The sequence below is a fragment of the Amycolatopsis sp. NPDC039088 genome (genome assembly GCF_055598845.1).
This window is the reverse complement of the sequence record NZ_JBVKAE010000014.1, coordinates 123,574-149,498: the sequence shown is the minus strand read 5'-3', so window position 1 is coordinate 149,498 and position 25,925 is coordinate 123,574. Positions and strand designations below refer to the sequence as shown.

The following is a 25,925-nucleotide window of genomic DNA, read 5'->3' as shown; positions in this document are numbered from 1 at the left end:
CTCCGGCACCGAACGGCGCAACCGATACCAACAGCAAGGAACCGGCTACCGGCCGTGACCTCGCTCATCTCGCGCTGGAGGCCGCGAAGGCCAAAGCGAGGGCACGCGGAGTTGAACCAGGCGTGCGCCGGGGCCGTATCACCGGAGGGGGAGCCGGTGCGAACGGACAGAGTCCGCGACGTCGTCGCTGGTCAGGGCCGGGCGCCGACACGCGCGACCCGCAGCCGCTCGGCAGGCTCGCCTCGCGGCTGGCGGTCGACCGCGGCTGGAACACGCGGCTGGCCAACGGACAGGTCTTCGGCCATTGGGCACGGCTTGTGGGTGAAGAGGTCGCCGAACACGCCCAGCCGGTGGCCTTGAAGGACGGCGAACTGACCGTGCGTGCCAGCTCCACGGCATGGGCGACGCAGCTGCGCCTGCTCCAGGGACAACTGCTGACGAAGATCGCGGCCGGTGTCGGGCACGGCGTGGTGAAGAGGATGCGGATTCAGGGGCCGACGGCGCCGAGCTGGCGGAAGGGGCCGCGGCACGTCCCGGGACGTGGTCCGCGTGACACGTACGGCTGATCCGAGTTGCGCTTCGCCGCGACTGTGCCACCAGCGCCCCGAGAAGACGCCCAGAGCGCTTCGCGAACGTCAAGACTCTTCTTCGAACGATTTAGCGCGTCTGTGAGCGAATCAGGGGTGTCCTTGCCGCATGTCAGCGGACGCGGCCAAGTACACTGGAGATGAGCGAGCGTCTGCTCGAGCGAGACGAGGAGAATCAACGCCTGTGACCGAGAACAAGAGCGAGTACAACGCGTCGTCGATCACGGTGCTCGAAGGGCTCGAAGCTGTCCGCAAGCGTCCCGGTATGTACATCGGTTCCACCGGTGAACGCGGCCTCCACCACCTCGTGCAGGAGGTCGTCGACAACTCCGTCGACGAGGCGATGGCGGGTCATGCCACCAAGGTCGAGGTTACCCTGCTGGCCGACGGCGGCGTCCGCGTCGTCGACGACGGCCGCGGTATCCCGGTCGACATGCACCCCAAGGAGAAGAAGCCGACCCTCGAGGTCGTGCTCACCGTGCTCCACGCGGGCGGCAAGTTCGACAGCGACTCCTACGCGGTCTCCGGTGGTCTGCACGGTGTCGGCGTCTCCGTGGTGAACGCGCTGTCGAAGAAGCTGCTGGCCGAGGTCAAGTACGGCGGCCGCAGCTGGCGGCAGGAGTACACCGACCAGCTCCCCGGCGAGCTCGAGGACCTCGGACCGGCCGACGAAACCGGCACCACGATCACCTTCTGGGCCGACGGCGACATCTTCGAGACCACGACCTACAACTTCGAGACGATCTCCCGTCGTCTCCAGGAGATGGCCTTCCTCAACAAGGGCCTGACCCTTTCGCTGCGCGACGAGCGCGTCGCCGACGAAGAGACCGAAGAGGACGCCTCCGGCCAGGCGGCGCGGGTCAAGGAGAAGACCTACTGCTACCCAGGCGGTCTCGAGGACTTCGTCAAGCACATCAACGGCAGCAAGGACCCGATCCACCCCAACGTGATCTCCTTCGAGGCCAAGGGCACCGGCCTCGAGGTCGAGGTCGCCATGCAGTGGAACAACGGCTTCACGCCGTCGGTGTACACCTTCGCCAACACGATCAACACGCACGAGGGCGGCACGCACGAAGAAGGCTTCCGCGCCGCGCTCACCCGCGTCGTCAACGCGTACGCGCGCGAGAAGAAGCTGCTCAAGGAGAAGGACGCCAACCTGACCGGTGACGACGTGCGCGAGGGTCTCGCCGCGATCGTCTCGATCAAGCTGTCCGAGCCGCAGTTCGAGGGCCAGACCAAGACCAAGCTGGGCAACAGCGAGGCCAAGACGTTCGTGCAGCAGACGTCGAACGAATGGCTGGCCGACTGGTTCGAGCGCAATCCCACCGAGACGAAGACGATCATCAACAAGTCGATCTCCTCGGCACAGGCGCGGATGGCCGCCCGCAAGGCGCGCGACCTGGTCCGCCGCAAGGGCGCGCTGGAGATCGGCGGGCTGCCCGGCAAGCTCAAGGACTGCCGCTCGACCAACCCGTCGGAATGCGAGCTCTACATCGTCGAGGGTGACTCGGCGGGCGGTTCGGCCAAGGAAGGCCGCGACTCGATGTACCAGGCGATCCTGCCGATCCGAGGCAAGATCATCAACGTCGAGAAGGCCCGTATCGACCGCGTCCTCAAGAACACCGAGGTCCAGTCGCTGATCACCGCGCTCGGCACCGGTATCCACGACGAGTTCGACCTCGAAAAGCTGCGGTACCACAAGATCGTGCTCATGGCCGACGCCGACGTCGACGGCCAGCACATCACCACGCTGCTGCTCACCCTGCTGTTCCGGTTCATGACCCCGCTGATCGAGCACGGGCACGTGTTCCTCTCGCGGCCGCCGCTGTACAAGATCAAGTGGCCGCGGACGGAGCCGGAGTACGCGTACTCCGACCGGGAACGCGACGCCGTCATCCAGGCCGGTGTCGAGGCGGGCAAGCGCCTCCCCAAGGACGACGCGATCCAGCGCTACAAGGGTCTCGGCGAGATGAACGCCGAAGAACTGTGGGAGACCACGATGGACCCGGCGAACCGGCTGCTCGGCCAGGTCACCCTGGACGACGCCGCACAGGCCGACGACCTGTTCTCCGTACTGATGGGCGAGGACGTCGAAGCGCGCCGCTCCTTCATCACGCGCAACGCCAAGGATGTTCGCTTCCTCGACGTGTAGTCACGTCCCGTTTCTCTGTCCAATCAGGACTGCCCTCACGAGAAGGACCTCATGACGGAAACCTTGCCGCCGGCTCCGGACCACGACCGGATCGAACCGGTCGACATCCAGCAGGAGATGCAGCGCTCCTACATCGACTACGCGATGAGCGTCATCGTGTCGCGAGCGCTGCCGGACGTGCGAGACGGCCTCAAGCCGGTGCACCGCCGCGTGCTGTACTCGATGTTCGACTCCGGCTTCCGCCCCGACCGCGGGTACAACAAGTGCTCCCGCGTCGTCGGCGACGTGATGGGCAACTACCACCCGCACGGTGACTCCGCGATCTACGACGCGCTGGTGCGGCTCGCCCAGCCGTGGTCGCTGCGGTACCCGCTGATCGACGGCCAGGGCAACTTCGGTTCGCCGGGCAACGATCCGGCTGCCGCCATGAGGTATACCGAGTCGCGGCTGGCGCATCTCGCGATGCACATGCTGCAGGACATCGAAGAAGACACCGTCGACTTCTCCGACAACTACGACGGTCGTACCCAGGAGCCGGACGTCCTGCCGGCGCGGTTCCCGAATCTGCTGGTCAACGGTGGTTCCGGGATCGCGGTCGGGATGGCGACCAACATCCCGCCGCACAACCTGCGCGAGGTGGCCGACGGCGTCAAATGGGCGCTGGAGAACTTCGAGGCCACCGACGACGAGCTGCTCGCCGCACTGCTGGTCCGGATCAAGGGCCCGGACTTCCCGACCAAGGCGATGATCCTCGGCAACTCGGGGATCGAGGACGCGTACCGCACCGGCCGCGGTTCCGTGCGCATGCGCGCGGTCGTCGAGGTCGAAGAGGACGCCAAGGGCCGCACGATCCTGGTCGTGTCCGAACTCCCGTTCCAGGTCAACCCGGACAACCTGGTCGAGAACATCGCGAACCTGGTCCGCGACGGCAAGCTCACCGGTATCTCCGACATCGCCGACGAGTCCAACAGCCGCAGCGGGATGCGGATCGTCGTCACGATCAAACGTGACGCGGTCGCGAAGGTCGTGCTGAACAACCTGTTCAAGCACACGCAGCTGCAGCAGAACTTCGGTGTCAACATGCTGGCCCTCGTCGACGGCGTGCCCCGCACGCTGCGGCTGGACCAGATGATCCGGCACTACGTGAAGCACCAGATCGAGGTCATCGTCCGCCGGACCCGCTTCCGGTTGCGCAAGGCCGAAGAGCGCGCCCACATCCTGCGCGGTCTGGTCAAGGCGCTGGACATGCTCGACGAGGTCATCGCCCTGATCCGGCGTTCGCCCTCGGCCGAAGAAGCCCGCCCCGCGCTGATGAGCCTGCTCGACGTCGACGAAATCCAGGCGACTGCGATCCTCGACATGCAGCTCCGCCGCCTCGCGGCACTGGAGCGGCAGCGGATCGTCGACACCCTGGCCGAGATCGAACTCGAGATCGCCGACCTCAAGGACATCCTCGAGAAGCCCGAGCGGCAGCGCTCGATCATCGCCGAGGAACTGCAGGAGATCGTCGACAAGTACGGCGACGACCGGCGCACCAAGATCATCCCGTTCGACGGCGAGGTCTCGGTCGAAGACCTCATCGCGGTCGAGGACGTCGTCGTCACGATCACCCGCACGGGTTACGCCAAGCGAACGAAAACCGATCTGTACCGCTCGCAGAAACGCGGCGGCAAGGGCGTACAGGGCGCGACGCTGAAACAGGACGACATCGTCCAGCACTTCTTCGTCTGCTCGACCCACGACTGGATCCTGTTCTTCACGAACAAGGGCCGCGTCTACCGGGCCAAGGCCTACGACCTGCCCGAGGCCAACCGCAACGCGCGCGGCCAGCACGTCGCGAACCTGCTCGCGTTCCAGCCGGACGAGAAGATCGCCCAGGTCATCGAGATCCCGAACTACGAGGTCTCCCCGTACCTCGTGCTCGCGACCCGGCGCGGCCTGGTGAAGAAGACCAAGCTCACCGACTTCGACTCCAATCGCGCCGGCGGCCTCATCGCGGTCAACCTCCGCGAAGGGGACGAACTGGTCGGTGCCGTGCTCGCGGCCGCGGAAGACGACCTGCTCCTGGTGTCCGCGGAAGGCCAGTCCATCCGCTTCCACGCCACCGACGAGGCACTGCGCCCGATGGGCCGCGCGACGTCCGGTGTGCTGGGCATGCGGTTCAACGACGGCGACGAACTGCTCGGCATCAACGTCGTCCAGCCGGACAGGTTCCTCCTCGTCGCCACCGACGGCGGCTACGCCAAGCGCACCCCCACCGACGACTATCCGGTGCAGGGCCGCGGTGGCAAGGGTGTGCTGACCATTCAGTACGACCGGAAACGTGGCAGGCTGGTGGGTGCGGTCATCGTCGACGCCGAAGACGAGCTTTACGCGATCACCTCCAGCGGCGGGGTGATCCGGACTTCGGCCGGACAGGTGCGCAAGGCAGGCAGGCAGACGAAGGGAGTGCGGCTGATGAATCTCGACGAAGGAACCACTCTTCTCGCGGTCGCACGCAACGCGGACGAGCCCTCAGACGTCGCCACTGCAGGTAGTACTGAAGGAGAAGAAACCCCGGCGTCGGAGCAGGAGTAGACGACGCCCCACGTACTGGGTAAGGACTGACACCTCGTGACACCATCCGAGAAGCCCGAAGCAGGCGGCGCGCAGGCGGGATCGTCGAGCCCGCCCTGGCAGCGTGACAGCGGTGCGGGGGAGGCCGAAGGCGCCGGCGAGCAGACGGTCTCGGTGTCTTCGGTAGCCACCGAAGACGTGGCCTACTCGGAACCGAAACAGGACGCGACAACCGTGACCGACTACCACGGGGTCAGCGGCACCGCCGCGAAGAGGCTGTTCGGCGACAGCGGAGAGGGCGACCAACCCGCCCCCTCCGCCATCCCGTCCGCCTCCCGCACCCGCGCCGCCCCGACCGCGCTCCGCCGCCCCGGCCGCGGACCGCGTCGCGCCAGCCTGCAGATCAAACGCTTCGACCCCTGGTCGGTGCTGAAACTGTCCCTCGTCCTCGGCGTCGCGCTGTTCTTCGTGTGGCTCGTCGCCGTCGGCGTCCTCTACACCGTCCTCGACGGCATGGGCGTATGGGACAAACTCAACGGGACCTACTCGTCGCTCGTCGGCGGCGAAGGCGCCGACGCACCGGCCGACCCGTTGATCAGCGCCGGTCGCGTCTTCGGGATCGCGGCCATCCTCGGCGCCATCAACATCGTGCTGATCTCGGCACTCGCCACCGTCAGCGCGTTCATCTACAACGTCTCCGCCGACCTCGCCGGAGGCCTGGAAGTGACCCTTTCCGAACGAGAGTGACCCGGTTGCAGGGCGCCGAAAGGCGTCCTGTAATCTTCTCGTCGTTCGGGCCCATAGCTCAGGCGGTTAGAGCGCTTCGCTGATAACGAAGAGGTCCCAGGTTCAAGTCCTGGTGGGCCCACCCGGTTGGCCCGGTCGTGTTTGTGGAAAGCACAAACCACGACCGGGCGTTTTTCATTTCTGGGGGTCGAACCCCCAGACCCCCGCCAGGGAGGCTTCGCCCCCTGGACCCCAGGGGCGGCCCGGGCCCTGGCGGGCCCATTGCCGTGGAAGAGTGAGTCGCCGCCATGGGGAGTGGTGAGGGATCCGTGGTTCCACGTGGAACGGTGCGTGGGGGTGGGGAGCGAGTAGGGGCCGTGCAGTAGCATCGGTGGGTAGGCGGAGCAACTCGGCGGAAAGAGGGGGCTTCTGATGAAGAAGCTGTTGGCACTCGCGGTCATCGCGGGCGGCGTGCTGTTCGTGATCAAGCGCAACAAGGCAGCCAAAGCCGAGGCCGACCTCTGGCGTGAGGCCACCGCGCCCACCGAGCGTCCGTTGGGCACCGCCTCCACGAACGGAAGCGCCCCGGCCAAGGCCGCGGACGCGTCCCGCAACAACTGATTTCGGCGCGGGCGGGTTATCATGACCGCCTGCGATCCGGGGCTGTAGCTCAATTGGTAGAGCACTGCCTTTGCAAGGCAGGGGTCAGGGGTTCGATTCCCCTCAGCTCCACATCACTCGGGGCGAGTTGTGTCGGCGGTAAGCGCCAACACAACTCGCCCCGTTTTCTATTCGGGGACCGCGGTGACGTTCGTCACCGAACGCGGATCGTGAAGTCGTGCTCCCAGCCAAGTCAACGCTGCTTACATGGGACTGGAATCCGGACAGCGAGGTGAACATGGTCAGTTTCGAAACCGACCTCGACGATCTCAGGTTGTCGAGCAAGGAACTGCAGAAGGCCGCCGACATAGTCAGTACCGCCCATACCGGTGTGCAAGGGCAGGACGTGCCCGCTCCCGACCCCACCACCGGTGCCTTTCTCCCCGGCTTTTTCGCGCCGGACACCGCGTTCGGGAAGTCTCTGGGCATGCGCGGGGTTTCGGCGGCTTACGAGGAACACCGCCAGGCCGTCGAGAAAATGCTGGGGAAGCTGCTTCGCAGTACGCAGGACGCCTCTCAGGCTTTGGCGAGGGTCGCCGAACTGTACGAATCCGTGGAAGAGGACAACCGGCAGCGAGTGAACCGCGCCGCCTATGGGGAACAGGGGTAGCTCCAGGATGGACGGGTACTTCAACGCACTCGACGCGGAGACCACCTCCGGAGGCGACGACAGGAACAGCGAACTTCTCGAGGGAATCACCGACGACCTCAAAGCGGGCGCCCAAAAGGCCTTCGCGGCGGTGGACATCCTTTTCCAGGACTGGCTCTTGGGCAAAGACTTGGACCTCAGCGGCGGACGCAAGGAGGAGGTCCGCGATTTCTTCCTCGAGTTCTCCGAGGCGGAACTCGTCGGCTCCGAGAACAGCCTGCAGACCATGATCGAGGCCTACGAACGGCTCTGGAACGCCTTCCAGGACACGAAAGCGCCGCTCGACCGGTCCCTGGTCCTGCTTCTCAAGTGGCGCGGTGAAGGCGCCGAGACCGCCAAGAGCTACATCCAGGGTCTCGTGAACACCTATTCCCGCGTGGGCACCAAACTCACCGTGCTGGAAGCCGACATCGTGGCCGCGCGCGACGCCATCGCGACCGCGCGGGCCGACCTGAGCAACCTCGCCGCTTCCTTCCTGACCGCCGCGGAGAAATACCGGGAGGACAAGGAACGCCAAGACGAATCCGCCTTGACGAAGGCGTTGGCGGCGGGTTTCGCCGGCGCTGTCGCCGCTTTGCTCGTGGCGGCCGTTCCGCCTGCCGGTGCCGCTCTCACCGCGGCGACCTTCTTCACCACCGCGAACGGGGTCCAGGTCGCCGGTGCCGCGGCCGGTGCCGGGCTCTCCACGCTGATGTCGGAGAACGCTTCGATCATCGGGGACAGCCCCGAAACCATCTACAACAGCTTCCACGATGGCGTGGTCAGCATCAGGGAAGGCATGTTCCGCGCGACGGAGTCGCTGATCTCGAAGATCAACGTCGAGATCAACAATCTGCCGATCATCCCCGAGCCGCCGGACGTCAGCCCGGGTGAGACCTTCGACCCCGGCAACTTCGAAACGGAGAACACCGACAAGGGAACGGAAAAGCGCGTCCGGGACAAGAACGTCGACATCTCGAACGACGGCAAGTTCCAGGACCCGCCGATGGAACTGTCGCCGCTACCGGTCGACTGACGGAGGATCGTGGCCGAGAAACCGGCTCCCAAGAAGGCCCCCGTCGACCGGCAAGCGATGCTGGAGGCGCTGGCCGCCCTGTCGGTGGACGCGTCCTCACCGGACGGCGCCATCTCCGTTTCGGTCAACACCGACGGCGTGATGACCCGGCTCAGAGTGAGCGAAGCCGTGTCGCGGATGTCGCCTGCCGAGATCGCGGACGCCGTCATGCGGACTTATCAAGAAGCGCAGCAAGGATCCGCGAAGCGCAGTGCGGAGCTGATGGCGCCGATCGGCAACGCCGGGTACATCACGGACAGGCTCCGCTGGCGGCTCGGGTTCACGCCGACGTTCCAGCAGACCGGGGAAACCGTCACGCCGGCTTCCCCGGTCTCGCGCCGGACTCCGGCGGGCACCGAGAACGTGGTGCTCAAGGACCGTTCGGAAGAACCGGCCGGGCCAGCCAAGGACGAGCAGCCCGAACCGGCGGAGTCCGACGACCAGTACTACGAGCAAGGTCTGCGGTACCGGCCTTCCTGGTAGTCAGAGGTCGAGCAGCCGCTCGTCGAGCTTGGCCAGGTACTCGCGGCCGAACTCGCCGTTCTCCAGGTCGCGCCACAGCACCGGCGGCAGATCCTGGGCCACCTCGGGCGAGCGCGACGCGGCGGCGAGCGCGATGGTCGCGGCGGTGTCGACGTCGCCGGTGAACGCGACGCAGGTGTGCAGCATCCTGGCGAGGCCACCGCCGTCGGCGAGTACGGTCAGCGCGGCGCGGACGCTCATCCAGCCCTGCGGCCCGATCTTGCCCGACCACGGCCGCGCCCAGCCGCCGTGCCCGACGTCCTCGGGAAGCACCCCGTCGATCCACCGTGCGACCTCGGCCAGCGGGCCGAGCCGGTGGTGGCAGTAGTGCACGGCGAGCGCCGCCGCCTGGGCCGCGGCGATCCCCGCCGGGGTGTCGTGCGTGATCCTGGCCTGCAGTTTCGCGTGGTACAGGACGTCGTCGACGGTCGGCAGGACCCCGATCGGCCCCGCTCGCATGGCCGCCCCGCTCTTGTCGCTCTGCGGCTGGAGGCGGCGCAGCAGCTCTTCGCCGTCACGGACTTCGCTGAGCAGCTGATGGAAGCGCGGCGCGTAGCCGTCGTGCGGATCGCGGTGGTAGACGAGGACGAACTGCTCGGCGAGCAGCGACGGCGTCCACCGGCGACCCGAGACGAGCAGTTCGGCGATCGCGATCGTCATCTGCGTGTCGTCGGTGTAGCGGCCGCTCGGCACGCCGAGAGAGCCCGGATGCGGCACGTACCCCGCCAGCGTGTTGTGCTCGGCGACGAAGCTCGGGTACGCGTGTTCGAAGGAACCTCCGTACGCGTCACCGATGGCCAGTTCGACCAGCATCCGAACTCCTTCAGGCGGTGAGGCGGGCCGTCTCCGAAGGTAGTTTGCCGTAGGTCTGGCGGTAGAAACCGGAAAACCGGCCGAGATGCGTGAAGCCCCATCGCAGCGCGACATCGGTGACGGTGCCTTCGGCGCGTCCCTGCGCGATCGCGAGCAGGTCCTGGTGCACGTAGTCGAGCCGGACACGTCGCAGGTACTCCATCGGTGTCAGCCCGAGTTCGGTGCGGAACGCCAGCTGCAGTGCGCGCACGCTGGTCCGCGCGACCATCGCCAGCTCACCGATCGACACCGGCTCGGCGGCGTGTTCCTCGCAGTGGATCATCGCGCGGCGGACCGCCGCCGACTTCGGCCGCGGCCCTTCCCCGGCGAGGTCACCGGACATCGAATGCGGTTGTGTGTCGAGCAGGCCGTGCAGCAGCAGCTTCTCGAAATGCGCGGCGGCCAGCGGCGACCGGTCGAACAGGCCGGAGGCCGCGGTCTCGCCGAAGGTGTGGAGCAGCTGGATCCACTGGCCCATCCCCGACGTTTCGACGATGGCCGGATCGAAGCGCACGGTCGACGTCGGCGCCTCGCCGAGCCGTTCGCGCATCGCGTCCGCCACCAGTTGCTTGCCGACCCGGAGCATCAGGATGTCGGGGTGCTCGAATCTGGTCCGGAAACGGGTGTCCGGTCCGGTCACCACGTGGCGCGACGGCACGATCTCCTGGCCGAGGGTGATCTGGTTGCGGCCGGTCAGCGTCACGATCACGGTGTAGGCGTCGGGGGTCTCCTCACCCTCCAGTACGACGTCGGAGTCCAGCGTCAGTTCGTAGACCGAGAGGCCGTTCGGGTCGATTCCGGGGCTGCGGAGGCCGCTGAGCTGGGAAATGTCGAAGAACCCGGTGGGAGCCGGGGTGTGCAGCTTGACCGTGTCCGGCGCGAGGAACGCTTGGAACGTGTGCTCGAGTTCGTCGAAGTCGTCGCCGGTGACCACCGTCGACGCGATCGAAGATCCTTCCGCGAACCGCTTGCGCACCTCTCGATTATCCAGAATTCGGCCATTCGGGGCACCGAAGAACAAAGTCGATCATGCTATCGGTCGTGACCGACGGGGCGACGCCCGGAGCTTCAGCTGGGAATCGCCGAAGAGCCGGGCGTCGCGAGTGGCCGATCTCAGAAACCGAGCGGGATCAAGCCCCCGCCTCGTTGATCAGGATGTCGACGGCCTTGTCGTTGCGAGCGGTCTGCTCCGGGATCACCGAAGCGGGCGGGTAGAAGCCGTCGATCCCACCGTCCTTCGGATACATCTCGAAGGTGTAGCTGAGGATCTTGTGCTTGCCCCACGCCCAGTCGTTGATGTCGCCGTCGGTGACGTACAGATCGCTGGACTGCTCGGGCGTGTAATCGTTGGTGGCGGCCATCTTCTTGCCGACGTCGGCGAACCGCCGCGCTTCGGCCTCGGTCATGCCCTCGTCGGTTTCGTTCTTCGTGTAGCCGAACGGCCAGAGCACCAGTTCCGAGAAGGTGTGGAAGTCGATGTGCGTCTTGATCTGCTGTGCGTCGCCGACCACCCGCGAGTTCACGAAGTCCGCGACCGCCTTGGTCTCGGCCTCGGAGAACGCCGAAGGACCGTGGTAGTCCTCGGCGGACGGGCTGTTGCTCGACCCGCCGCAGCAGTTCCACTTGTAGTCCCAGTTGCGGTTCGGGTCGGTGCCGACGGCGCTGCTGCCCGGCACCGGCTTCCGCGTCTTGCGCCAGCCCTGGTACTCGCCACCGGAGATGTCGTACTCGGAACCGTCCGGGTTGACGTTCGGGATCACGTAGATCTCGTGCTCGTCGACCATCTTCTTGATGGCGGGGTCGCTCGCGTATCCGCTGGTGAGCCGCTGCACGATCCGCAGGCACATCTCGGTGGTGAGGTGTTCGCGCGCGTGCTGGTTGCAGGTGAACAGGACCTCGGGCTCGTTCTCGTCCGTGCCCGCGTTGTCGCTGATCTTCAGCAGGTTCAGCTCGCGGCCTTCGTATGACTTGCCGACGCTGGACAGCGTCGCGATGTCGCTGTGGTCCTTCGCGGCCTTCTGCAGCTCAGCGGTCGTTTCGGCGTAGGTGTGGTACGCCTCGTCGCCCGGCGGGAAGTCGCCCGCGACGGCCGCGGTGCCCGCTCGATCGCTCCGTTGTTTCAGCATGCTGTCGAAGTCACCGAGCGGCTTCAGGGTGAACCCGCCGGCGCGCAGGCTCGCGGCCTGCTCGGGCGTGGCGACGACGGTCAGCGCGCCACCGCGCGAACCTGCCACGTCGACACCGGTTCGGGCGACGGCGGTGCGCTTGCCGGTGTCGTTCGCGCCCTCCACCGCATACAGCCCTCTCGCCGGGTCGCCGGTCTGGGCGCTCGCGACGGGCGTCGTGACGGCCAGCAGGGCGAGCCCTGTGGCGGCCAAGGCGCCACCAATGCGACGGCGTGTGGACATTTCGCCTCCGAACGATCAGGGGACAAGGTGCGTTCACCGTCGTCGAAGTGAATCGTCCACGACAACCCGACGATCGTCGTTCCCAGTTACCGTTTACGGCCAGAGGCGTTCTTTGCGCCAGGACTCGTTCTCCCGCCGATAGCGGAGACGGCGGTGCCGCCGATCATGGTCGGCCTGCCAAAACTCCACTTCGGACGGTGTCACCAGATAGCGCGTCCAGGTTTCCGGTGCCACGCCGGGATTCTCCTCGACCCAGCGCTCCGCTTCCGCTGCCGCGCGGTCGAGGTCGGCCGGATCTTCGAGCACCTGTGACTGCCTGCCGATGAACGCCTCCACCCGGGACGCCGGTGGCCGGGCGGTGAAATCGGCCGCGGAGACCTCGGGATCGGCGACCGAAACCGGACCGCGCAAGCGGACCTGACGGCCGCGTCCCGGCCAGAAGAACGTCAGTGCGGCGTACGGATTCTTCGCCAGCTGCACGCCTTTCGGGCTTTCGGAACTCGTCGCGACCGCCCAGGTGTCGCCGTCGACGTCCTTGAGGATCACGACCCGCGCGTCCGGTATCCCATCGGCGTCCACTGTGGACAGAGTGACGGCATGCGGTGCCAACACGTGTTCCCCGGCTTCGTCGAGCCATTCCAGGAAGAGCTCGCTCGGCGTGTCCGGGGTCTTCTCGGTGTCGAACTCCGGCAGCTCTTCGGGAAACGACGGCCAGCCGCGCAACTTGCGGTTCATCAGTATCCCGGCGGGCGCTGGCCGTGCGCCGGCGGCGGGTAGTGCGGCGGATGCTGGCCGGGCGGTGGCCCCTGCGCGGGCGGCGGCCCGACCGGATACTGCGGCGGCGGCGGTTGCTGCGGCTGCCAGCCGGGAGGCGGCTGCTGACCGGGCGGCGGGCCCTGGTGCGGCGGACCGGGCGGCATCGGCGGTTGCTGTCCCTGCGCCTGCTGCCACTGCACCTGCTGATAAACCTCGGCGGGCTGCGGAAAACAGAACGTCAGCTTCGCGTTGACCGAGCCCTGCACCGCCGCGCCCCACAGCTTCCCGCCGACGAACGCGTACATCTGCGCCGCCGAAACGTCGACGGCCACCATGCGTGTCTCGCCGCCGAACTGGTTGCCGGACTTCGCCGACGCGGCCTGCGCGGCGTCCGGGTACACTCGATCCCCGATCAGACCGGCGATGACCACGGAAGCCGCCGTCCAGCCGACAGTGCCCATCACGTTCGCGCGCGCGTGCTGTGTCGCCAGCCCGGTGAAGTCGTACAACGCGGGCGCCGTCACCTCCGGGATCGCCGCGGCGACCACGCAGTAGTTCATCGTCGACATCATCACGGATTCGGTGAACAGGCCGACGACGGCCGCGCTCGGGCCGATCTGGACCGTGTTCAACCTGCCGCCGCTGCGCTGGATGCGTTCCGCCACCGCACCCAGGTACTGCTCCTTGGTGAGCACTGATGCCTCCTGAAGACCCGTCACGCCCCGCCATCGTCGCATGAACAGGGCGGATGGTTGCGGCGACGCGGTCATCCGATCTGCTTCACTGGACGCCACTATGCGACGTCTCCTGATCCTGCCGCTCGTCGTACCGCTCCTGGTGGCCTGTGGGCCGAAGGAACAACCGCCCGCGACGAACCCGGCCGCGCCGTCGAGCAGCCCGGCGCCCCAGCTCCCGCCGACGCCGGAACCCACCGGCAAGGGTCCGTGCCCGTACCTGAGCGCCGAATCCGTTTCGGACGCCAACGGGCAGAAGGTCTCCAAGGTCAAAACCTCGGCGGATCAGCCGCATCCGACCTGTTTCTTCTACGCGCTCAGCGGGAAACTACAGCTCACGGTGCGCGTGTACGTCGGGGAACCCGCCGTGGCCAAGGCACTGGTGGACCGGGCCGCACCCATCGACACGTCCAACCCCGCCGACGAACCGGCGGGCTGGAAAGGCGGCTACCAGCCGTCAGGTGACGGCGCCGTTTACGCCGTCGCGAAGGGCGGGAACGCGGTAGTCGTGACGACCAATCAGAAGCAGAGCATCAAAGCGCGCACGGTGGCGAAGGAGGCTATCGGTGCGCTGCGTCTCTAGGTAGTGGTATCCACACGTCAGAGTGAAGTTGATCTTGTACTACCCTGTGCCGCACGCGCGACGGTTCGCGGGACCAGCGCAACGCCAGATCCGGCGGAGGCCGCCTTGCGGTGTGGCTCGGCGGCACAAAAGATCATTTCTCCCCATAAGACAAAAGGACAGGTTTCGTGGCTGACACCCTCAAGGAAATCTTGCTCGACTCCAGCCGTCGTCCGGCGGTCGTGAGCGACTTCGAAGGTCTCGTCGACGCCGAGGTGTCGGACAAGGGCGGCGTTTCGGGTGCCGTCGTGAAGACCGGCTTCGCGGCCGTCAAGAAGATCAAGCCGGGCATCATCCCCGCCGCCGTCGACACCCTGCTCGACGACTTCGCCGGTGCCCTCGAGCCGTTCTACGGCGACTACAAGGCCAAGGGCGGCAACGACTTCGGCGCCTACCTGGCCAGCCGCGGCGACGAGGCTTCGGACGCGCTCCTGTCGGTCACCGACGCGCGCGCCGAGAAGAGCAGCCGCGACAGCATCAAGAAGGTCTACGGCAAGCTGCGCCCGAACGGCAAGAAGAACGTCGAGGAGGCCCTTCCCCGCGTCGGCCAGCTGATCGACAAGCACGCTGCGTCTGTTTAATCGCGCGCTGACGTAAAGCGCGCCGAAGGGGCGCCCGTTCGCTTTCAACGTTCTGTTGGGAGGGAAGGGCGCCCCTTCATCGCGTTTACGTGGGCCTTCGGCCCAAAAGAGGGCGCGCGACCGGTGAAGTCTCGCCGTCGCGCTGGCGCGCTTTCGGCGAGACGAGTCCGCCGGTCACCTTGTTGGGCGCGTTGATCTTCGGCACCAAGACGTAAGAGGGCCGTCCAGTGACCGGGGGTGGTCACTGGACGGCCCTGGCGACAAGCAGAAGAGGGTTCGGCGTCAGTTCTTCTTGTCGGCGGAGCTGGTGCTCGAAGCCTGGTGCCCGTTCTTCGGGGTACCGGGCTTCGGTGCCGCGGGCTTCGCCGGACCCGAACCTCCAGCCTGACCGGAAGCCGACGGACCGGAAGCGGCGGGCTTCGCGGGCTCGGGCTTCGGCGCGGCGGCGGCCGGAGCAGCGGGCTTGGCGGGGGGAGCGGGCGGTGCCTTGGGCGGAGCAGGCGCGACGGGCGGCTCCTGCTTGGAGCGCAGTGCGTAAGCCGCACCGGCACCGACCACGGCGATACCGAGGACCCACGGCCAGCGACGACGCTTACGGGTCCCCTTGGCAGCAGCCTTGGCCTCGACGAGGGCAGCGCGGAAGTCCTTCTTCGCGGCCTTGAAATCCTTCTTGCCGCGACGCTTCGACTCACCGGCGGCCTTCGCCGCCTGGATGGCGGCCTTGCGCGCCTTACGGCCCGGCTGCCGCATCTCGGAAAGCCTGGCCAGTGCCTCCTTACGAGCCGCCTTCGAGCTCTTCTTGAGCTCCTTGCGGGTCAGTTCCGTCTTCTTCGCGAGCTTCTTGCGCGCGCGACGGCTGGTCTTAGCGATCTCACCGGCGCTCTCGGAGAGCTTGTGCTCGGCTACCTCAACGGCGTGGGCGGTGGCTTCCTTGCCCGCCTCAACCGCTCGTTTGCGCAGGCCGAGCGCGCCGGCCTTCGCCGACTCGCTCACCGAATCTGCGGCCCGGGTCATGGCCTTCACCTCATCAATCGTTTTGATTCCGCTTCGTTGCTTGTAACCTATCGTGCCCCTTTTCCGCAGATCTTGCCGCAGATGGCACGATGAAGCCCGTGACTGAAAGCAAGGGATCCCTCATTGGTGGCGCGCTGAAGGCCACTCTGCACACCAACCAGGGTGACATCAACCTGAACCTGTTCCCCGACCACGCGCCCAAAACGGTCGCGAACTTCGTCGGGCTCGCCGAGGGCAGCAAGGAGTACACGCAGCCCAACGCGAAGGGCTCGAACTCCGGCCCGTTCTACGACGGTTCGATCTTCCACCGCGTCATCGACGGCTTCATGCTCCAGGGTGGCGACCCGACCGGCACCGGCCGCGGCGGCCCCGGCTACAAGTTCGGCGACGAGTTCCACCCGGAGCTCCAGTTCTCCAAGCCGTACCTGCTGGCCATGGCCAACGCCGGACCCGGCACCAACGGCTCGCAGTTCTTCATCACCGTCGCCCCGACGACGCACCTGAACTTCAAGCACACGATCTTCGGCGAGGTCGCGGACCAGGCCTCCCGCGAGGTCGTCGACGCCATCGGGCGCACCGCGACCGGTCCGGCGGACCGTCCGCTGAACGACGTCGTCATCGAGAAGGTCAGCATCAGCCGCGAGGGCTGACCACGCTCATCACACGGCCTGTTACGGGGGATTTCGGTAGGTTGGTGGCATCGTGAGCCAACCACCGAATCCCCAGTACCAGCAGGCCGCCATGCCCGGCTGCTGGTGGCACCCGAACCGGCCGACCGGGCTGAGCTGTTCACGCTGCGAGCGTCCGGCCTGCCCGGACTGCCTGCGCGAAGCCGCCGTGGGCTTCCAGTGCACCGACTGCGTGCAGGCAGGCCGCCAGCAGGACCGCGTCCAGCAGCAGCAGTACCGCGACGCCGGCTACGGCGCGACCACCATCACCGGCGCCCGGCCGCCTCGCGCGGCCGTCGTGACGCCGGTCCTTCTGGCGCTCAACGTCGCCGTCTTCTTCATCACGGTCGCCCAGTCCGGCAGCATCGCGAGCAACAACTTCTCGGAGCTCTTCCAGTTCGGTGAGCTGTGGAATCCGGCGACCCTGGCGGCCAACGAGTGGTGGCGGATCTTCACGTCGGGGTTCCTGCAGTTCGGCCTGCTGCACATCGCGGGCAACGCGTTCTCGCTGTGGTTCATCGGCCGCCCGCTGGAGACCATCCTCGGCCGGGTCCCGTTCGTCGCGCTCTACTTCATCTCGATGCTCGGTGGTTCGGCCGCGAACCTGGTGTTCACCGACCTCGACGCCGTCCCCGTGGTCGGTGCCTCTGGTGCCATCTTCGGGCTCATGGGCGCCTACGCGGTCATCGTCGTCAAGCTCAAGCTCAACCCCACCTGGCTGCTGGTCATGCTGGGGCTGAACGTCTTCATCACCTTCCAGGTGCCCGGCATCTCGATCCTCGGGCACGCGGGCGGGTTCGTCGCGGGGCTCCTGGTGACGTTCGCGCTGCTCTACGCGCCGGAGAAGAACCGGCTCAAATGGCAGATCGGCGGGCTGGCGATCGTGGTCGTCGCGCTGATCGGGCTCATCGCGTGGAAGGACTCGCAGACAATCTCCGCGTCCTGCGAGCTGACCACGAACCGCGGCCAACCCTCTTACGTCTGCTACCCGGAGTAAACCTGCTTCCACCGAGTGGGTTATGCGATTACCCGGTGGGGAAGCAACATGACGGGGTACCTTCAGGTTGATCATCAACATCGTCAACTTGGGGGTTGAGATGAAGATCCGGAAAGCGGCAGCTCTCGCCGCCGTCGCCGTGCTGGCTTCGGCACTGACACCGTCGGTCGCGCAGGCCGATCAGGCCGCTGAGACCTGTCAGACCTACACCAAACGCTATTTCCTCGGCTCGGGCAGCGCGATCACGCTGCGTGTCGCCTACGTCGATGCGGCGTTGAAAATCTGCTTCGGCGATCCCGGCGTCACTTCGGCGGCGGCGACGCAGACCGTCGGCACCACCGGGCCGGGCGCGGCCAGCGGCTGGGAGATCACCGCCGGTCCGGCTGTGGTGGAAGACCAGCGACCGCGGCACGTGAAGGCGAAGTTCAGCGGTTCGCTGCGGACCTGCGTCGTGAAGATCAACCCGATCTGCTCGCCGGCCTCGCCGTACGAGATCTTCGGGGAGTACGCGCCGCCCGCGGTGGGACCGGCCGTTCCGGGCTGGTCACACGGCCCGAACGGCGACGTCCACTACTACGACAACGCCTGACCCTTGAGGGCGGTGAGGACGTCCAGGACGTCCCTGGGGTCCTCGCCGAGGTCGATCCGGCCGAACACCAGCAGGTGTTCGCCGGATTCGACCTCGAGGGTGAGGCTGTCCCGGCCCAGCCGCCGCGTCGTGCGCAGCCGGAGCCGGGCTTCGGTCCAGGAATAGCGGTGCGCGCCGCCGACCGTCCTGGCCAGGATTCCCTCGGGGCCGGCGGCCAGCCGAGGCCGGAGCAGGGTGCCGTGGAGCGCGAGCGCGCCCGTGGAGAGCGTGGCCATCCCCGTCAGCACGGTGCCGCCGACGTCGCCGTCGAAGGCCAGCCACGCCGCTCCTGCCAGCAAGAACACGGTGATCACCCAGGCCACTACCACAACGTTCTGGCGCGGCGCCCACGAGGTGGGGTAGTTATCCACAGGGGTTATCCACACTGGGGATGAGTCACACCGGTGTAATTCGGCGTCAAGCCGCCAACCGGGGTAATCGTCACCGCCACCGCATCGTCATGAGCAGCCCGGCGATCATCAGCACGAAGCCGATGGCGAAGTTCGTGTTGCCCAGATCGGCCATGAACGGGATCTTGTCGCCCGCGATGTAGTTGACGACCAACCACAACAGGCCGACCAGCATGAGACCGAACATCACGATCTTGTAGAACAGGTTCGACGGGCCCGCGGCCTTGACCTTCACCGGCGTGCGGCGATCGGTCGGCGGGGTGTACGCCGTCTTCTTACGGACCTTGGACTTCGGCATCGTGTTCCTCGCGTACTGTTCGGCTTCCCTGGTGGCGATGACCCGCTTTCGGGTGCGCAACCAGCGCCACGTGCACACGTTAACGTAAACGAGCGCCGCTGGGCACCGTCCGGGACCGGTCGATTTCCCGCACTGTGACACTGGTGTCACACACGGTTCGACATTGTGCCGGTTCGATACTGCGGCTTGGTTCGAGACTGAGGAGCTTGCGTGGCTGAGCGGGAAGAGCCGGGCGGGGACCGACGGCGGTACTCCGGACGACCACCTGGCGAGGGCCGTCCGGCCCCCCGGCGCAGGCCGGACGAGGCGACATCGCCGCGTCGTGCCCCCGGAGAGGCGCCGACACCCCGTCGGAGGCCGCCGGAAGGGGCGCCACCGCGCCGCCGGATGGACGGGCCCCCGCCGCGTCGTCGTCCCGCGCCGCCGCCGGGTTCGACCGAGGAGACCGTCGTCTTCGAGCCGGTCGGTGGCGGCACCGCGACCGAGGAACGCCCGCCGAGGGAACTCGGCAAGGGCGGCGTCGCCATCCGGACGGTGGGGGAACTCCTCATCACCGCCGGTCTGGTGGTGCTGCTGTTCATGGTCTACGAGGTCTACGTGACCGACCTGTTCTCGGCGGGCAAGCAGTCCGAGGCGAGTTCGGAACTGGACGGCGACTGGTCGAAGGATCGGCAGCTGCATCCGGAACTGGTCGACGGGAAGGCGTTCGCCCGGATCCACATCCCGGTGTTCGGCGCCGACTTCAACTTCACCATCCAGGAAGGCACGACCGAGGCCGCGCTCGAAGTGGGCCCCGGCCACTACAAGGGCACCGCGATGCCGGGCGAGCCGGGCAATTTCGCGGTCGCAGGCCACCGCGTCGGCAAGGGCGCGCCCTTCAACGACCTGGACAACCTCAGCTCGTGCGACCAGATCGTCATCGAGACGCAGACCGACTTCTACATCTACAAGGTGCTGCCCTACAAGGACGAGGTCGAGGGCTGGGCCGCGGGCAAGGGCGCCGAGCCGAAGTGCAAGAACGTCGGGACGCTGCGCGACCCGAACGCCACCGACGGCGGCGCCTACGGCGAGACCAACGGCCGCCGTATCGTGTTCCCGACCAAGGGCGAAACGGTGAACCCGGTGCCGTACAAGGATCCGGAGATCCTGCCGAAGGCCGAGCAGGTCGCGCTGCTCACGCTGACGACCTGTCACCCGCAGTTCTCGGCGCGCGAGCGGCTCATCATTCACGCGGTGCTGACCCAGCAGGTACCGAAGGACCAGGTGGGCAACTACGCCGAACTCCTGCCCAAGATCTCGGAGGCGCGCTGATGTACGGCTGGATCTGGCGTAAGTTGCCGGGCCCCTTCGCGGTGAAACTGGCGACGGCGGTCGTGCTGGCGCTCGGGATCGTGGCGCTGCTGATGTTCGTGGTCTTCCCCTGGCTGGAGCCCCGCCTGTGGTTCAACGAGGTTTCGGTCCAGTAAGCGTGCGATTCGGAGTATTTCTCGTCTCCGGGCGGTTTCCCGGGCAGGAGGACGCCGATGTCCTGCGCCGCTCGGTCGACGCCGCCATCGCCGCCGAACGGGCCGGGTTCGACGACGTCTGGTTCGCCGAGCACCACTTCATGCCCTACGGCGTCTGCCCGTCCGCGATCACCCTCGCCGCGCACGTGCTCGGCCGGACCGAACGGATCGCGGTCGGCACCGCGGTCAGCGTGCTGTCGATCGCGCATCCGGTGGCGCTCGCCGAACAGTGGTCGCTGCTGGACGCGGTCTCCGGCGGAAGGCTGCGGATCGGCGTCGGCCGCGGCGGGCCGTGGCAGGACCTCGAAGTGTTCGGCACCGGTTCGGCCCGCTACGAAACAGGGTTCGAAGAGAGTCTCGACCTGCTGCTCGCGGCGATGACGTCGAAGACCGTCTCCGCCGACGGTGACCACTTCGCGTTCCGTGAGGTGCCGATGGTGCCGCGGCCGCAACGCGCCCCGAGCATGGTCGTGGCCTGCGGTGACGCCGGATCGCGCGCGGTCCGGCTCGCCGCCGATCGCGGATTGCCGATGCTGCTCGGCCTGCACGCCGACGACGACGTCAAGATCGAAACCCTTGCCGCGTACGGGGATTCCGCCGCGGAGCATGTCTCGACGGTGATGTGCCAGGTGGGGGACGACGCCGTGGACGTCGTGCGGTCGGCGTTGCCGGGTTCCCTGAAGGAGGGGTTCGCCGGGCACGTGTACCTGAACGGCAAGCGCGGTCTGGAGAAGGACCCGGTCTCCTACACCGACAAGCTGTGCGAAATGCACCCGATCGGCGGCGTCGGGTACTGCGTCGACCGGCTGGGAACGAGCATCCGGCGTACCGGGGTCTCCCACGTGATCATGATGGTGGAAGCGTCCGGTACGCCGGAGGGAACACTCGAGAACATCGCGCGGATCGGCGCCGAGGTGCTACCCGCGCTGCGAAAGGGCTAGCAGTCGCGGAGTTCCGGGCTTTGGTTCAGCAGCTGGCCGCGCGGCGAGACGAACGCGCGGTAGCGGTCACTGTCCACTTGGGACGTTTTGAAGACGGCGACCCGGTGGCAGTTCTGGAACGCCAGCTTCACGCCGAAGTGCCGTTCCAGTCCGCCGCGGATGGCGTCCGAGGCGAGGGCCCGCAGCAGCTGACCGCGTTCGGCCTCGCTCGGCGGCGGCGTCTCGTTGTCGGCGAACCCGTCGGACGCGCCGTCGGCCTCCGCGATGACACCGGTGATCACGGTCCAGGCGTAGGGCAGGGATTCCCGGACACAGGCGACGAATTCGGCGTCGGAGACCTCCCCGCGCTCGGCCTTTTCAAGCAGCGCGGGCGATACATCCAGAGACATCGAACCTCCGAGGAAGACACAGGGAACGTGGGCCGTCTTCCTGACTACTCACCCTCGGCCCAAGTCACAAGAGAAAACGATCATCATCACCACTTTGGCGGAAGCGGTGGTCACTCCCAGCGAAAGAGCTTCGCCGCCACGACACAACTGCCCACCGCGAAAGCCGCCAACACGGCGAGTTGCAGCGGCTGGGCGCCGGCGCCGGTCCAGGCGTCTTCGAGGGCTTTGACGCCCGGCGGGACATATGCGCCGATGCTCTGGATGGCTTCCGGCAGCAACGGACGCGGCAGGTAGACGCCACCAAGGAACATGATCGGCAGGTAGGCGATCATCGCGATCCCGCCCGCGGCGCGGCTGGTCTTGGCGACCGACGCCGCGATGAGGCCCAGCCCGAAGATCGCCGCCGTGCCGAGGACGAACGTGAGCAGGAAGCCGAGCGGGTGACGCGGACCGGGGACGTCGAAGACGACGGTGCCCACCACGAGGAGCACGCCGACACCGCCGATCGTCACGGTGACGTTGATGATCAGCTGCGCCACCAGCAGTTTCGCTGGGTGCACCGGTGTGGTGGCAAAGCGGCGGAGAATTCCTTGTTCGCGATAGGTCGCGATGATCCCGGGTATCGACTGCAACCCCATCATCGCGATGGTGAGCACGACCATCGACGGCACCCAGGCGTCGAGGAACCGCTGCCCTGGGGTGTCCGGGCTTTCGGTCCGAATGGCAGGGATCGCGCCGAGGATGGCCATGATGGCGGTCGGCAGCACGAGTCCGGAGATGAGAAAGGTCGGTGACCGGAGGGCGAGTTTCGTTTCGGTGAGGGTGATCTTGGTGAGCGTGTTCATGTCTCGTCTCCAGTTCAGTCGCGGCCGGTCAGGGTCACGAAGGCGTCGTCCAAAGTGGATTTACCGGCGCTGTCACGGAGTTCGGCCGGGGTGCCGGTGGCGACCACGCGCCCGGCGTCGAAGATCGCGAGGCGATCGCAGAGTCGCTCGGCCTCGTCCATGAAGTGGGTGACCAGCAGGACGGTGACGCCGGTGTCGCGCACGGTCTCGACGAGTTTCCAGGTGTCGCGGCGGGCGTGCGGGTCCAATCCGGTGGTCAGCTCGTCGAGGACAGCGACCTCGGGGCGGCCGATCAGCGCGAGCGCGATCGAGACACGCTGCTTCTGGCCGCCGGAGAGCTTGCCGAAGTACTTGTTCCGCTGCTCGGTCAGGCCCAGCTTGGCGAGCAGGTCGCCGGGGTCGGCGGGGTTCGCGTAGAAGGACGCGTAGAGGTCCAGCGCTTCGTGGACCTTGATCTTGTCGGGCAGGCGGCTCTCCTGGAGCTGCGAGCCGAGGCGCTGCCGGAGAGCGGTGTGGTCCTTGCCGGGATCGAGGCCGAGGACCGCCATCGTGCCGGAGTCCGGCGTCCGCAGTCCCTGGAGGCATTCGACGGTGGTGGTCTTGCCCGCGCCGTTGGTCCCGAGGATGCCGAAGATCTCGCCCTGTTCCACGTGGAACGAAACGTCGTCGACCGCGACGTGCTCCCCGTACGTCTTGCGGAGGTTGGTGACTTCGATGAGTGGCATGCGAAAAACGTTATGGCGCAACGAGTCCGGCCAGAATGGTGCTGAATCCCCAAGTGGGGTGGGGCTGGACCCACCCCTCCTGTGGAGCTGTGGTCACTGTGCCCGGAGTGGCCGTGCGCGAGACTTTTCGCATGTACCTCACTTCCGTGCGCCGGGGCTTCGCGCTCGCGGCCTTGGCGCTGGTGAGCTGGCTGGACCTGCTGCTCGAACTGGTGGGCTTCTGCCTGCTCTGTGTCGGCCTCGTCTTCGCCTACACACTGGCGCTCGAAGGCACACGTCCGCGCGCCGCGCTCACCCGACGGCTGGCCGGGCGTTGGTGCGGTATCGACGTCGAGCCTCCCTACCGGCCGGCGCCGCCCGAACCGGAACGTGAGCGCGATGGCTGGTACCGAGACGGGAACAACCTGTTCAAGCGGTCGTGGTTCATCCGATGGACCAAACGGTTCGAGTGGATCTCCGACGATCCGGCGACCGGCCGCGACCTGGGCTGGCAGCTGTGGAATCCGCTCGCGGGCTTGCTTCTGGCGCCCGCGGTTCTGCTGGCCGGGCCGCGGGCGCTCCGGCTCTACGGGAAGTGGACGCGCTGGTGGCTCGGGCCTCGCCCGGCCCGCACCGGGGACGGCTGGGTGAAGTCGAGGCTGAAGGCGCTGGGATTCCAGCTGGGCCTGTTCGGGCTTTCGGCCGCGCAGCTCGGGGTGGCGATCCCGACGCTGCTCACGTTGCTCGGACCGGCGCCGCTGTTCCCGACACTGGTCGTAGCCGGTCGTTCGGTGACCGACACCCTGCGCCGCGAGGCCAGGAACTGGACCGGTGTGCGGATCGACCGCCCGTACCTGCCGGAGCCGCCTTTCCCTGTCCCGCGGACGGACGGTATGTACCAGTACCGGCGGCAGCTCTACGACACACCGTGGTGGCCGGCGAGGCTGGCTCGCCTGCGCTGGGCGATGTCCGACCGCGCGACCTGGCGCGACATGGCGGGCGCGGTGGTCAACTCCGTCGTGCTGCTGCTGATGGCGGTACCGACGGCGGCGCTGGTGTTCTTCGGCTTCTGGGGTGTGCTGGTGCTGTGGGTGTGGCGGCCGATCGCCCACTGGGCGGACATCTCGGGGTCGTCCACGCAGTGGTTCTCGATGGTCGGGCTTCCCGAGGCGACCACGCACTGGCAAGCGCTCACTCTGACTCCCGTGGCCGTCGCGGCCTTCGTCGCCGGGCTGGTCGCGACGCCGTGGCTTGCTCGCGCCGGGGCACGCTTCGCGAAGCTGTTGCTGGGGCCGACGGAGGCTTCGCGGCTGGGGCAGCGCGTCGAAAGGCTGAAGCAGACGCGGACGGACGCGTCGGTCGCGCAAGCCGCCGAGCTGCGGCGGATCGAGCGGGACCTGCACGACGGCGTCCAGTCGCGGCTGGTCGCGATGGGGATGAAGCTCGGGGCCGTCGAAGCGCTGATCGACAGTGACCCGGCAGCGGCGAAACGGCTGGCCGCCGAACTCCGGCAGACGTCGTCGGAGACGCTGACCGAGTTGCGGCTGCTGGTCCGCGGGATTCACCCGCCGGTGTTGTCCGAGCGCGGTCTCGGTGACGCCGTGCGGGCGATGGCGTTGGACAGTCCCTTGCGAGCCACGGTGAACGGCGTCCTGCCTCGGCTGGAGCAGCCCGCCGAGGCGTGCGCGTACTTCGCTGTCAGCGAGTTGCTGGGTAACGCCGCGAAGCATGGTGAGGCGCGGCGAGTGTCGATCGACCTGGGATACGACGACGGTCTGCTGCGGATCGAGGTGACCGACGACGGGAAGGGCGGCGCGAACGCGGCTCGAGGAAGCGGGATTCGCGGGATCGAACGCAGGCTGGGCGCGTTCGACGGTACTTTTGCTCTGACCAGCCCGCCCGGCGGGCCGACGAAGGCGACCGTGGAGATCCCGTGCCAGCTCGACCCCGATGTGTCGTCGCCGAAGACCAGTACCTCCTCCGAGACGGACTGACGCATTTGCTGACCGCGCACGGCTTCGACGTCGTCGAAGCGGTCGGGACCGGACCGGAGCTGGAACGGGCGTTGCGCGGACACCGGCCGGACGTTTCGGTCGTCGACGTCCGCATGCCGCCGACCAATACCGACGAGGGGCTGCAAGTCTCCTTGTCGATGCGGCGTGAAATCCCCGGGTTGCCGATTCTCGTGCTCTCGCAGCATGTCGAGCAGCTTTACGCGCGCGAACTGCTCGCCGACGGTGCCGGTGCGATCGGATATCTGCTGAAGGACCGGGTCTTCAACGCCGACCAGTTCATCGACGCGGTACGTCGGGTGGCTGGCGGCGGGACCGCGATGGATCCCGAGGTGATCGCGAAACTGGTGGCGGGCAACGTTTCCGACCCCTTGTCCGCGCTGACCCCTCGTGAACGCGAAGTGCTCGGGCTGATGGCCGAGGGCTGTTCGAACGCCGCCATCGCCGGGCGGCTGCACTTCAGCGAGGGAGCGGTGGGGAAACACACCGCGAACATCTTCGCGAAACTCGGCATCGTCGCTTCGGACGACACGAACCGGCGGGTACTCGCGGTGCTGGCCTATCTGGGTTCCTGAGGTCGCTCACTCAAGTGTCATGAGGGGTCCCCAACGGACAAATTTCGTCCTATGGGGACCCTTCATGACGTGCCCGACAG

General features: G+C 67.2%; 29 protein-coding genes and 2 tRNA genes. 20 read left to right on the top strand and 11 right to left on the bottom strand.

The genetic code is table 11. The annotated features are described in order from the left end of the window. The first annotated feature begins 74 nt into the window (after window positions 1–74). The 10 genes from ACZ7KI_RS19935 to ACZ7KI_RS19890 all read left to right on the top strand — a co-directional run bounded on the left by ACZ7KI_RS19935 (window position 75) and on the right by ACZ7KI_RS19890 (window position 8,867). Window positions 75–566, top strand: a complete 492-nt coding sequence (locus tag ACZ7KI_RS19935) for a DciA family protein (protein ID WP_470274641.1) — start codon at window positions 75–77, stop codon at window positions 564–566. A gap of 205 nt (window positions 567–771) precedes the next feature. Next, window positions 772–2,739 (top strand): DNA topoisomerase (ATP-hydrolyzing) subunit B, encoded by a 1,968-nt coding sequence (gene gyrB / locus ACZ7KI_RS19930; RefSeq protein ID WP_470274588.1) that lies wholly within the window; start codon window positions 772–774, stop codon window positions 2,737–2,739. 51 nt (window positions 2,740–2,790) lie between these two features. After that, a complete protein-coding gene (gyrA, locus tag ACZ7KI_RS19925) occupies window positions 2,791–5,316 on the top strand; it encodes a DNA gyrase subunit A (protein ID WP_470274587.1) in 2,526 nt (841 codons plus the stop codon). 36 nt (window positions 5,317–5,352) lie between these two features. Further along, on the top strand, window positions 5,353–6,042 hold the full coding sequence (locus ACZ7KI_RS19920) for a DUF3566 domain-containing protein (protein ID WP_037308707.1): 690 nt from the start codon (window positions 5,353–5,355) through the stop codon (window positions 6,040–6,042). Window positions 6,043–6,089: 47 nt separating this feature from the next. Next, window positions 6,090–6,163: transfer RNA gene (locus ACZ7KI_RS19915), tRNA-Ile, on the top strand. A 290-nt stretch (window positions 6,164–6,453) separates the two neighbouring features. Then, window positions 6,454–6,642, top strand: coding sequence for a DLW-39 family protein (locus tag ACZ7KI_RS19910; protein ID WP_016330468.1), 189 nt, complete (start codon window positions 6,454–6,456; stop codon window positions 6,640–6,642). 38 nt (window positions 6,643–6,680) lie between these two features. Continuing rightward, window positions 6,681–6,753 (top strand) — tRNA-Ala (locus ACZ7KI_RS19905). Between the two features lie 166 nt (window positions 6,754–6,919). Next, the gene (locus ACZ7KI_RS19900) at window positions 6,920–7,291 is read left to right on the top strand and encodes a hypothetical protein (protein WP_470274586.1); all 372 of its coding nucleotides are present in this window, start codon (window positions 6,920–6,922) and stop codon (window positions 7,289–7,291) included. Between the two features lie 7 nt (window positions 7,292–7,298). Then, on the top strand, window positions 7,299–8,345 hold the full coding sequence (locus ACZ7KI_RS19895; RefSeq protein ID WP_470274585.1) for a hypothetical protein: 1,047 nt from the start codon (window positions 7,299–7,301) through the stop codon (window positions 8,343–8,345). A 9-nt stretch (window positions 8,346–8,354) separates the two neighbouring features. Continuing rightward, window positions 8,355–8,867: a YbaB/EbfC family nucleoid-associated protein gene (locus tag ACZ7KI_RS19890; RefSeq protein WP_470274584.1), complete on the top strand. Its 513-nt coding sequence runs from the start codon at window positions 8,355–8,357 to the stop codon at window positions 8,865–8,867. Here ACZ7KI_RS19890 and ACZ7KI_RS19885 read toward each other — a convergent pair whose 3' ends face one another. From ACZ7KI_RS19885 to ACZ7KI_RS19865, 5 genes are all read right to left on the bottom strand, one after another. Continuing rightward, window positions 8,868–9,719: an ADP-ribosylglycohydrolase family protein gene (locus ACZ7KI_RS19885; RefSeq protein WP_470274583.1), complete on the bottom strand. Its 852-nt coding sequence runs from the start codon at window positions 9,717–9,719 to the stop codon at window positions 8,868–8,870. Between the two features lie 10 nt (window positions 9,720–9,729). Beyond that, window positions 9,730–10,734: a helix-turn-helix domain-containing protein gene (locus ACZ7KI_RS19880; protein WP_470274582.1), complete on the bottom strand. Its 1,005-nt coding sequence runs from the start codon at window positions 10,732–10,734 to the stop codon at window positions 9,730–9,732. 154 nt (window positions 10,735–10,888) lie between these two features. Further along, window positions 10,889–12,166, bottom strand: a complete 1,278-nt coding sequence (locus tag ACZ7KI_RS19875) for a M14 family metallopeptidase (RefSeq protein ID WP_470274581.1) — start codon at window positions 12,164–12,166, stop codon at window positions 10,889–10,891. A gap of 93 nt (window positions 12,167–12,259) precedes the next feature. After that, the gene (locus ACZ7KI_RS19870; protein WP_470274580.1) at window positions 12,260–12,901 is read right to left on the bottom strand and encodes a pyridoxine/pyridoxamine 5'-phosphate oxidase; all 642 of its coding nucleotides are present in this window, start codon (window positions 12,899–12,901) and stop codon (window positions 12,260–12,262) included. Continuing rightward, window positions 12,901–13,617 (bottom strand): hypothetical protein, encoded by a 717-nt coding sequence (locus tag ACZ7KI_RS19865; RefSeq protein WP_470274640.1) that lies wholly within the window; start codon window positions 13,615–13,617, stop codon window positions 12,901–12,903. The genes ACZ7KI_RS19870 and ACZ7KI_RS19865 overlap by 1 nt, the downstream gene beginning before the upstream one ends. A 100-nt stretch (window positions 13,618–13,717) precedes the next feature. Between ACZ7KI_RS19865 and ACZ7KI_RS19860 the strand changes: the two genes are divergently transcribed. Both ACZ7KI_RS19860 and ACZ7KI_RS19855 read left to right on the top strand, forming a co-directional pair. After that, the gene (locus ACZ7KI_RS19860) at window positions 13,718–14,239 is read left to right on the top strand and encodes a DUF2020 domain-containing protein (RefSeq protein ID WP_470274579.1); all 522 of its coding nucleotides are present in this window, start codon (window positions 13,718–13,720) and stop codon (window positions 14,237–14,239) included. A gap of 167 nt (window positions 14,240–14,406) precedes the next feature. Next, complete coding sequence (locus ACZ7KI_RS19855; protein WP_470274578.1) at window positions 14,407–14,859, top strand: DUF6918 family protein; 453 nt, start codon at window positions 14,407–14,409, stop codon at window positions 14,857–14,859. Between the two features lie 282 nt (window positions 14,860–15,141). Here the strand turns inward: ACZ7KI_RS19855 and ACZ7KI_RS19850 are convergent, their stop codons facing one another. Then, window positions 15,142–15,873 carry a hypothetical protein gene (locus ACZ7KI_RS19850; RefSeq protein WP_470274577.1) on the bottom strand — a complete coding sequence of 244 codons (732 nt, stop codon included), beginning with the start codon at window positions 15,871–15,873 and terminating at the stop codon, window positions 15,142–15,144. Window positions 15,874–15,962: 89 nt separating this feature from the next. On the opposite strand from ACZ7KI_RS19850, the gene ACZ7KI_RS19845 reads away from it, so the two are divergent. The 3 genes from ACZ7KI_RS19845 (at window position 15,963) to ACZ7KI_RS19835 (ending at window position 18,127) form a co-directional block, all read left to right on the top strand. Then, window positions 15,963–16,523, top strand: coding sequence for a peptidylprolyl isomerase (locus ACZ7KI_RS19845; RefSeq protein ID WP_470274576.1), 561 nt, complete (start codon window positions 15,963–15,965; stop codon window positions 16,521–16,523). Window positions 16,524–16,575: 52 nt separating this feature from the next. Continuing rightward, on the top strand, window positions 16,576–17,538 hold the full coding sequence (locus ACZ7KI_RS19840) for a rhomboid family intramembrane serine protease (protein ID WP_470274575.1): 963 nt from the start codon (window positions 16,576–16,578) through the stop codon (window positions 17,536–17,538). Between the two features lie 100 nt (window positions 17,539–17,638). After that, on the top strand, window positions 17,639–18,127 hold the full coding sequence (locus ACZ7KI_RS19835; protein ID WP_470274574.1) for a hypothetical protein: 489 nt from the start codon (window positions 17,639–17,641) through the stop codon (window positions 18,125–18,127). Here ACZ7KI_RS19835 and ACZ7KI_RS19830 read toward each other — a convergent pair. Further along, window positions 18,112–18,489 (bottom strand): PH domain-containing protein, encoded by a 378-nt coding sequence (locus ACZ7KI_RS19830; RefSeq protein ID WP_470274573.1) that lies wholly within the window; start codon window positions 18,487–18,489, stop codon window positions 18,112–18,114. The genes ACZ7KI_RS19835 and ACZ7KI_RS19830 overlap by 16 nt on opposite strands. A 118-nt stretch (window positions 18,490–18,607) precedes the next feature. Further along, the gene (gene crgA / locus ACZ7KI_RS19825) at window positions 18,608–18,874 is read right to left on the bottom strand and encodes a cell division protein CrgA (protein WP_037308756.1); all 267 of its coding nucleotides are present in this window, start codon (window positions 18,872–18,874) and stop codon (window positions 18,608–18,610) included. A gap of 210 nt (window positions 18,875–19,084) precedes the next feature. Between crgA and ACZ7KI_RS19820 the strand changes: the two genes are divergently transcribed. Genes ACZ7KI_RS19820 through ACZ7KI_RS19810 form a run of 3 tightly spaced genes read left to right on the top strand, consistent with a single transcriptional unit; the run spans window position 19,085 to window position 21,320 of the window. After that, window positions 19,085–20,185: a class E sortase gene (locus ACZ7KI_RS19820; RefSeq protein WP_470274572.1), complete on the top strand. Its 1,101-nt coding sequence runs from the start codon at window positions 19,085–19,087 to the stop codon at window positions 20,183–20,185. Continuing rightward, on the top strand, window positions 20,185–20,340 hold the full coding sequence (locus tag ACZ7KI_RS19815; protein WP_005161850.1) for a hypothetical protein: 156 nt from the start codon (window positions 20,185–20,187) through the stop codon (window positions 20,338–20,340). Before ACZ7KI_RS19820 ends, ACZ7KI_RS19815 begins: the two co-directional genes overlap by 1 nt. Window positions 20,341–20,342: 2 nt before the next feature. Further along, window positions 20,343–21,320 (top strand): LLM class flavin-dependent oxidoreductase, encoded by a 978-nt coding sequence (locus tag ACZ7KI_RS19810; RefSeq protein WP_470274571.1) that lies wholly within the window; start codon window positions 20,343–20,345, stop codon window positions 21,318–21,320. Here ACZ7KI_RS19810 and ACZ7KI_RS19805 read toward each other — a convergent pair. The 3 genes from ACZ7KI_RS19805 to ACZ7KI_RS19795 form a co-directional block, all read right to left on the bottom strand. Then, window positions 21,317–21,709, bottom strand: coding sequence for an SCO5389 family protein (locus ACZ7KI_RS19805; protein ID WP_470274570.1), 393 nt, complete (start codon window positions 21,707–21,709; stop codon window positions 21,317–21,319). The two genes, ACZ7KI_RS19810 and ACZ7KI_RS19805, sit on opposite strands and share 4 nt — an antisense overlap. A gap of 110 nt (window positions 21,710–21,819) precedes the next feature. Continuing rightward, the gene (locus ACZ7KI_RS19800) at window positions 21,820–22,554 is read right to left on the bottom strand and encodes an ABC transporter permease (protein ID WP_470274569.1); all 735 of its coding nucleotides are present in this window, start codon (window positions 22,552–22,554) and stop codon (window positions 21,820–21,822) included. Between the two features lie 14 nt (window positions 22,555–22,568). Then, window positions 22,569–23,279, bottom strand: coding sequence for an ABC transporter ATP-binding protein (locus ACZ7KI_RS19795; protein WP_470274568.1), 711 nt, complete (start codon window positions 23,277–23,279; stop codon window positions 22,569–22,571). Between the two features lie 131 nt (window positions 23,280–23,410). On the opposite strand from ACZ7KI_RS19795, the gene ACZ7KI_RS19790 reads away from it, so the two are divergent. Then, entirely contained in the window at window positions 23,411–25,252 is a 1,842-nt protein-coding gene (locus tag ACZ7KI_RS19790; RefSeq protein WP_470274567.1) for a sensor histidine kinase, read from the top strand. Continuing rightward, window positions 25,192–25,845 carry a response regulator gene (locus ACZ7KI_RS19785; protein ID WP_470274566.1) on the top strand — a complete coding sequence of 218 codons (654 nt, stop codon included), beginning with the start codon at window positions 25,192–25,194 and terminating at the stop codon, window positions 25,843–25,845. Before ACZ7KI_RS19790 ends, ACZ7KI_RS19785 begins: the two co-directional genes overlap by 61 nt. Window positions 25,846–25,925 lie beyond the last annotated feature (80 nt).

Excerpts from the sequence above, each read along its gene's own strand:
- ACZ7KI_RS19850 (WP_470274577.1), bottom strand. The coding sequence starts at position 15,873 with ATGACCCGGGCCGCAGATTCGGTGAGCGAGTCGGCGAAGGCCGGCGCG.
- ACZ7KI_RS19895 (WP_470274585.1), top strand. The coding sequence starts at position 7,299 with ATGGACGGGTACTTCAACGCACTCGACGCGGAGACCACCTCCGGAGGC.
- ACZ7KI_RS19805 (WP_470274570.1), bottom strand. The coding sequence starts at position 21,709 with ATGTCTCTGGATGTATCGCCCGCGCTGCTTGAAAAGGCCGAGCGCGGG.
- ACZ7KI_RS19800 (WP_470274569.1), bottom strand. The coding sequence starts at position 22,554 with ATGAACACGCTCACCAAGATCACCCTCACCGAAACGAAACTCGCCCTC.
- ACZ7KI_RS19815 (WP_005161850.1), top strand. The coding sequence starts at position 20,185 with ATGTACGGCTGGATCTGGCGTAAGTTGCCGGGCCCCTTCGCGGTGAAA.
- ACZ7KI_RS19860 (WP_470274579.1), top strand. The coding sequence starts at position 13,718 with ATGCGACGTCTCCTGATCCTGCCGCTCGTCGTACCGCTCCTGGTGGCC.
- ACZ7KI_RS19870 (WP_470274580.1), bottom strand. The coding sequence starts at position 12,901 with ATGAACCGCAAGTTGCGCGGCTGGCCGTCGTTTCCCGAAGAGCTGCCG.
- ACZ7KI_RS19845 (WP_470274576.1), top strand. The coding sequence starts at position 15,963 with ATGAAGCCCGTGACTGAAAGCAAGGGATCCCTCATTGGTGGCGCGCTG.
- crgA (WP_037308756.1), bottom strand. The coding sequence starts at position 18,874 with ATGCCGAAGTCCAAGGTCCGTAAGAAGACGGCGTACACCCCGCCGACC.
- ACZ7KI_RS19790 (WP_470274567.1), top strand. The coding sequence starts at position 23,411 with ATGTACCTCACTTCCGTGCGCCGGGGCTTCGCGCTCGCGGCCTTGGCG.
- ACZ7KI_RS19875 (WP_470274581.1), bottom strand. The coding sequence starts at position 12,166 with ATGTCCACACGCCGTCGCATTGGTGGCGCCTTGGCCGCCACAGGGCTC.
- gyrA (WP_470274587.1), top strand. The coding sequence starts at position 2,791 with ATGACGGAAACCTTGCCGCCGGCTCCGGACCACGACCGGATCGAACCG.
- ACZ7KI_RS19885 (WP_470274583.1), bottom strand. The coding sequence starts at position 9,719 with ATGCTGGTCGAACTGGCCATCGGTGACGCGTACGGAGGTTCCTTCGAA.
- ACZ7KI_RS19835 (WP_470274574.1), top strand. The coding sequence starts at position 17,639 with ATGAAGATCCGGAAAGCGGCAGCTCTCGCCGCCGTCGCCGTGCTGGCT.
- ACZ7KI_RS19910 (WP_016330468.1), top strand. The coding sequence starts at position 6,454 with ATGAAGAAGCTGTTGGCACTCGCGGTCATCGCGGGCGGCGTGCTGTTC.
- ACZ7KI_RS19795 (WP_470274568.1), bottom strand. The coding sequence starts at position 23,279 with ATGCCACTCATCGAAGTCACCAACCTCCGCAAGACGTACGGGGAGCAC.
- ACZ7KI_RS19900 (WP_470274586.1), top strand. The coding sequence starts at position 6,920 with ATGGTCAGTTTCGAAACCGACCTCGACGATCTCAGGTTGTCGAGCAAG.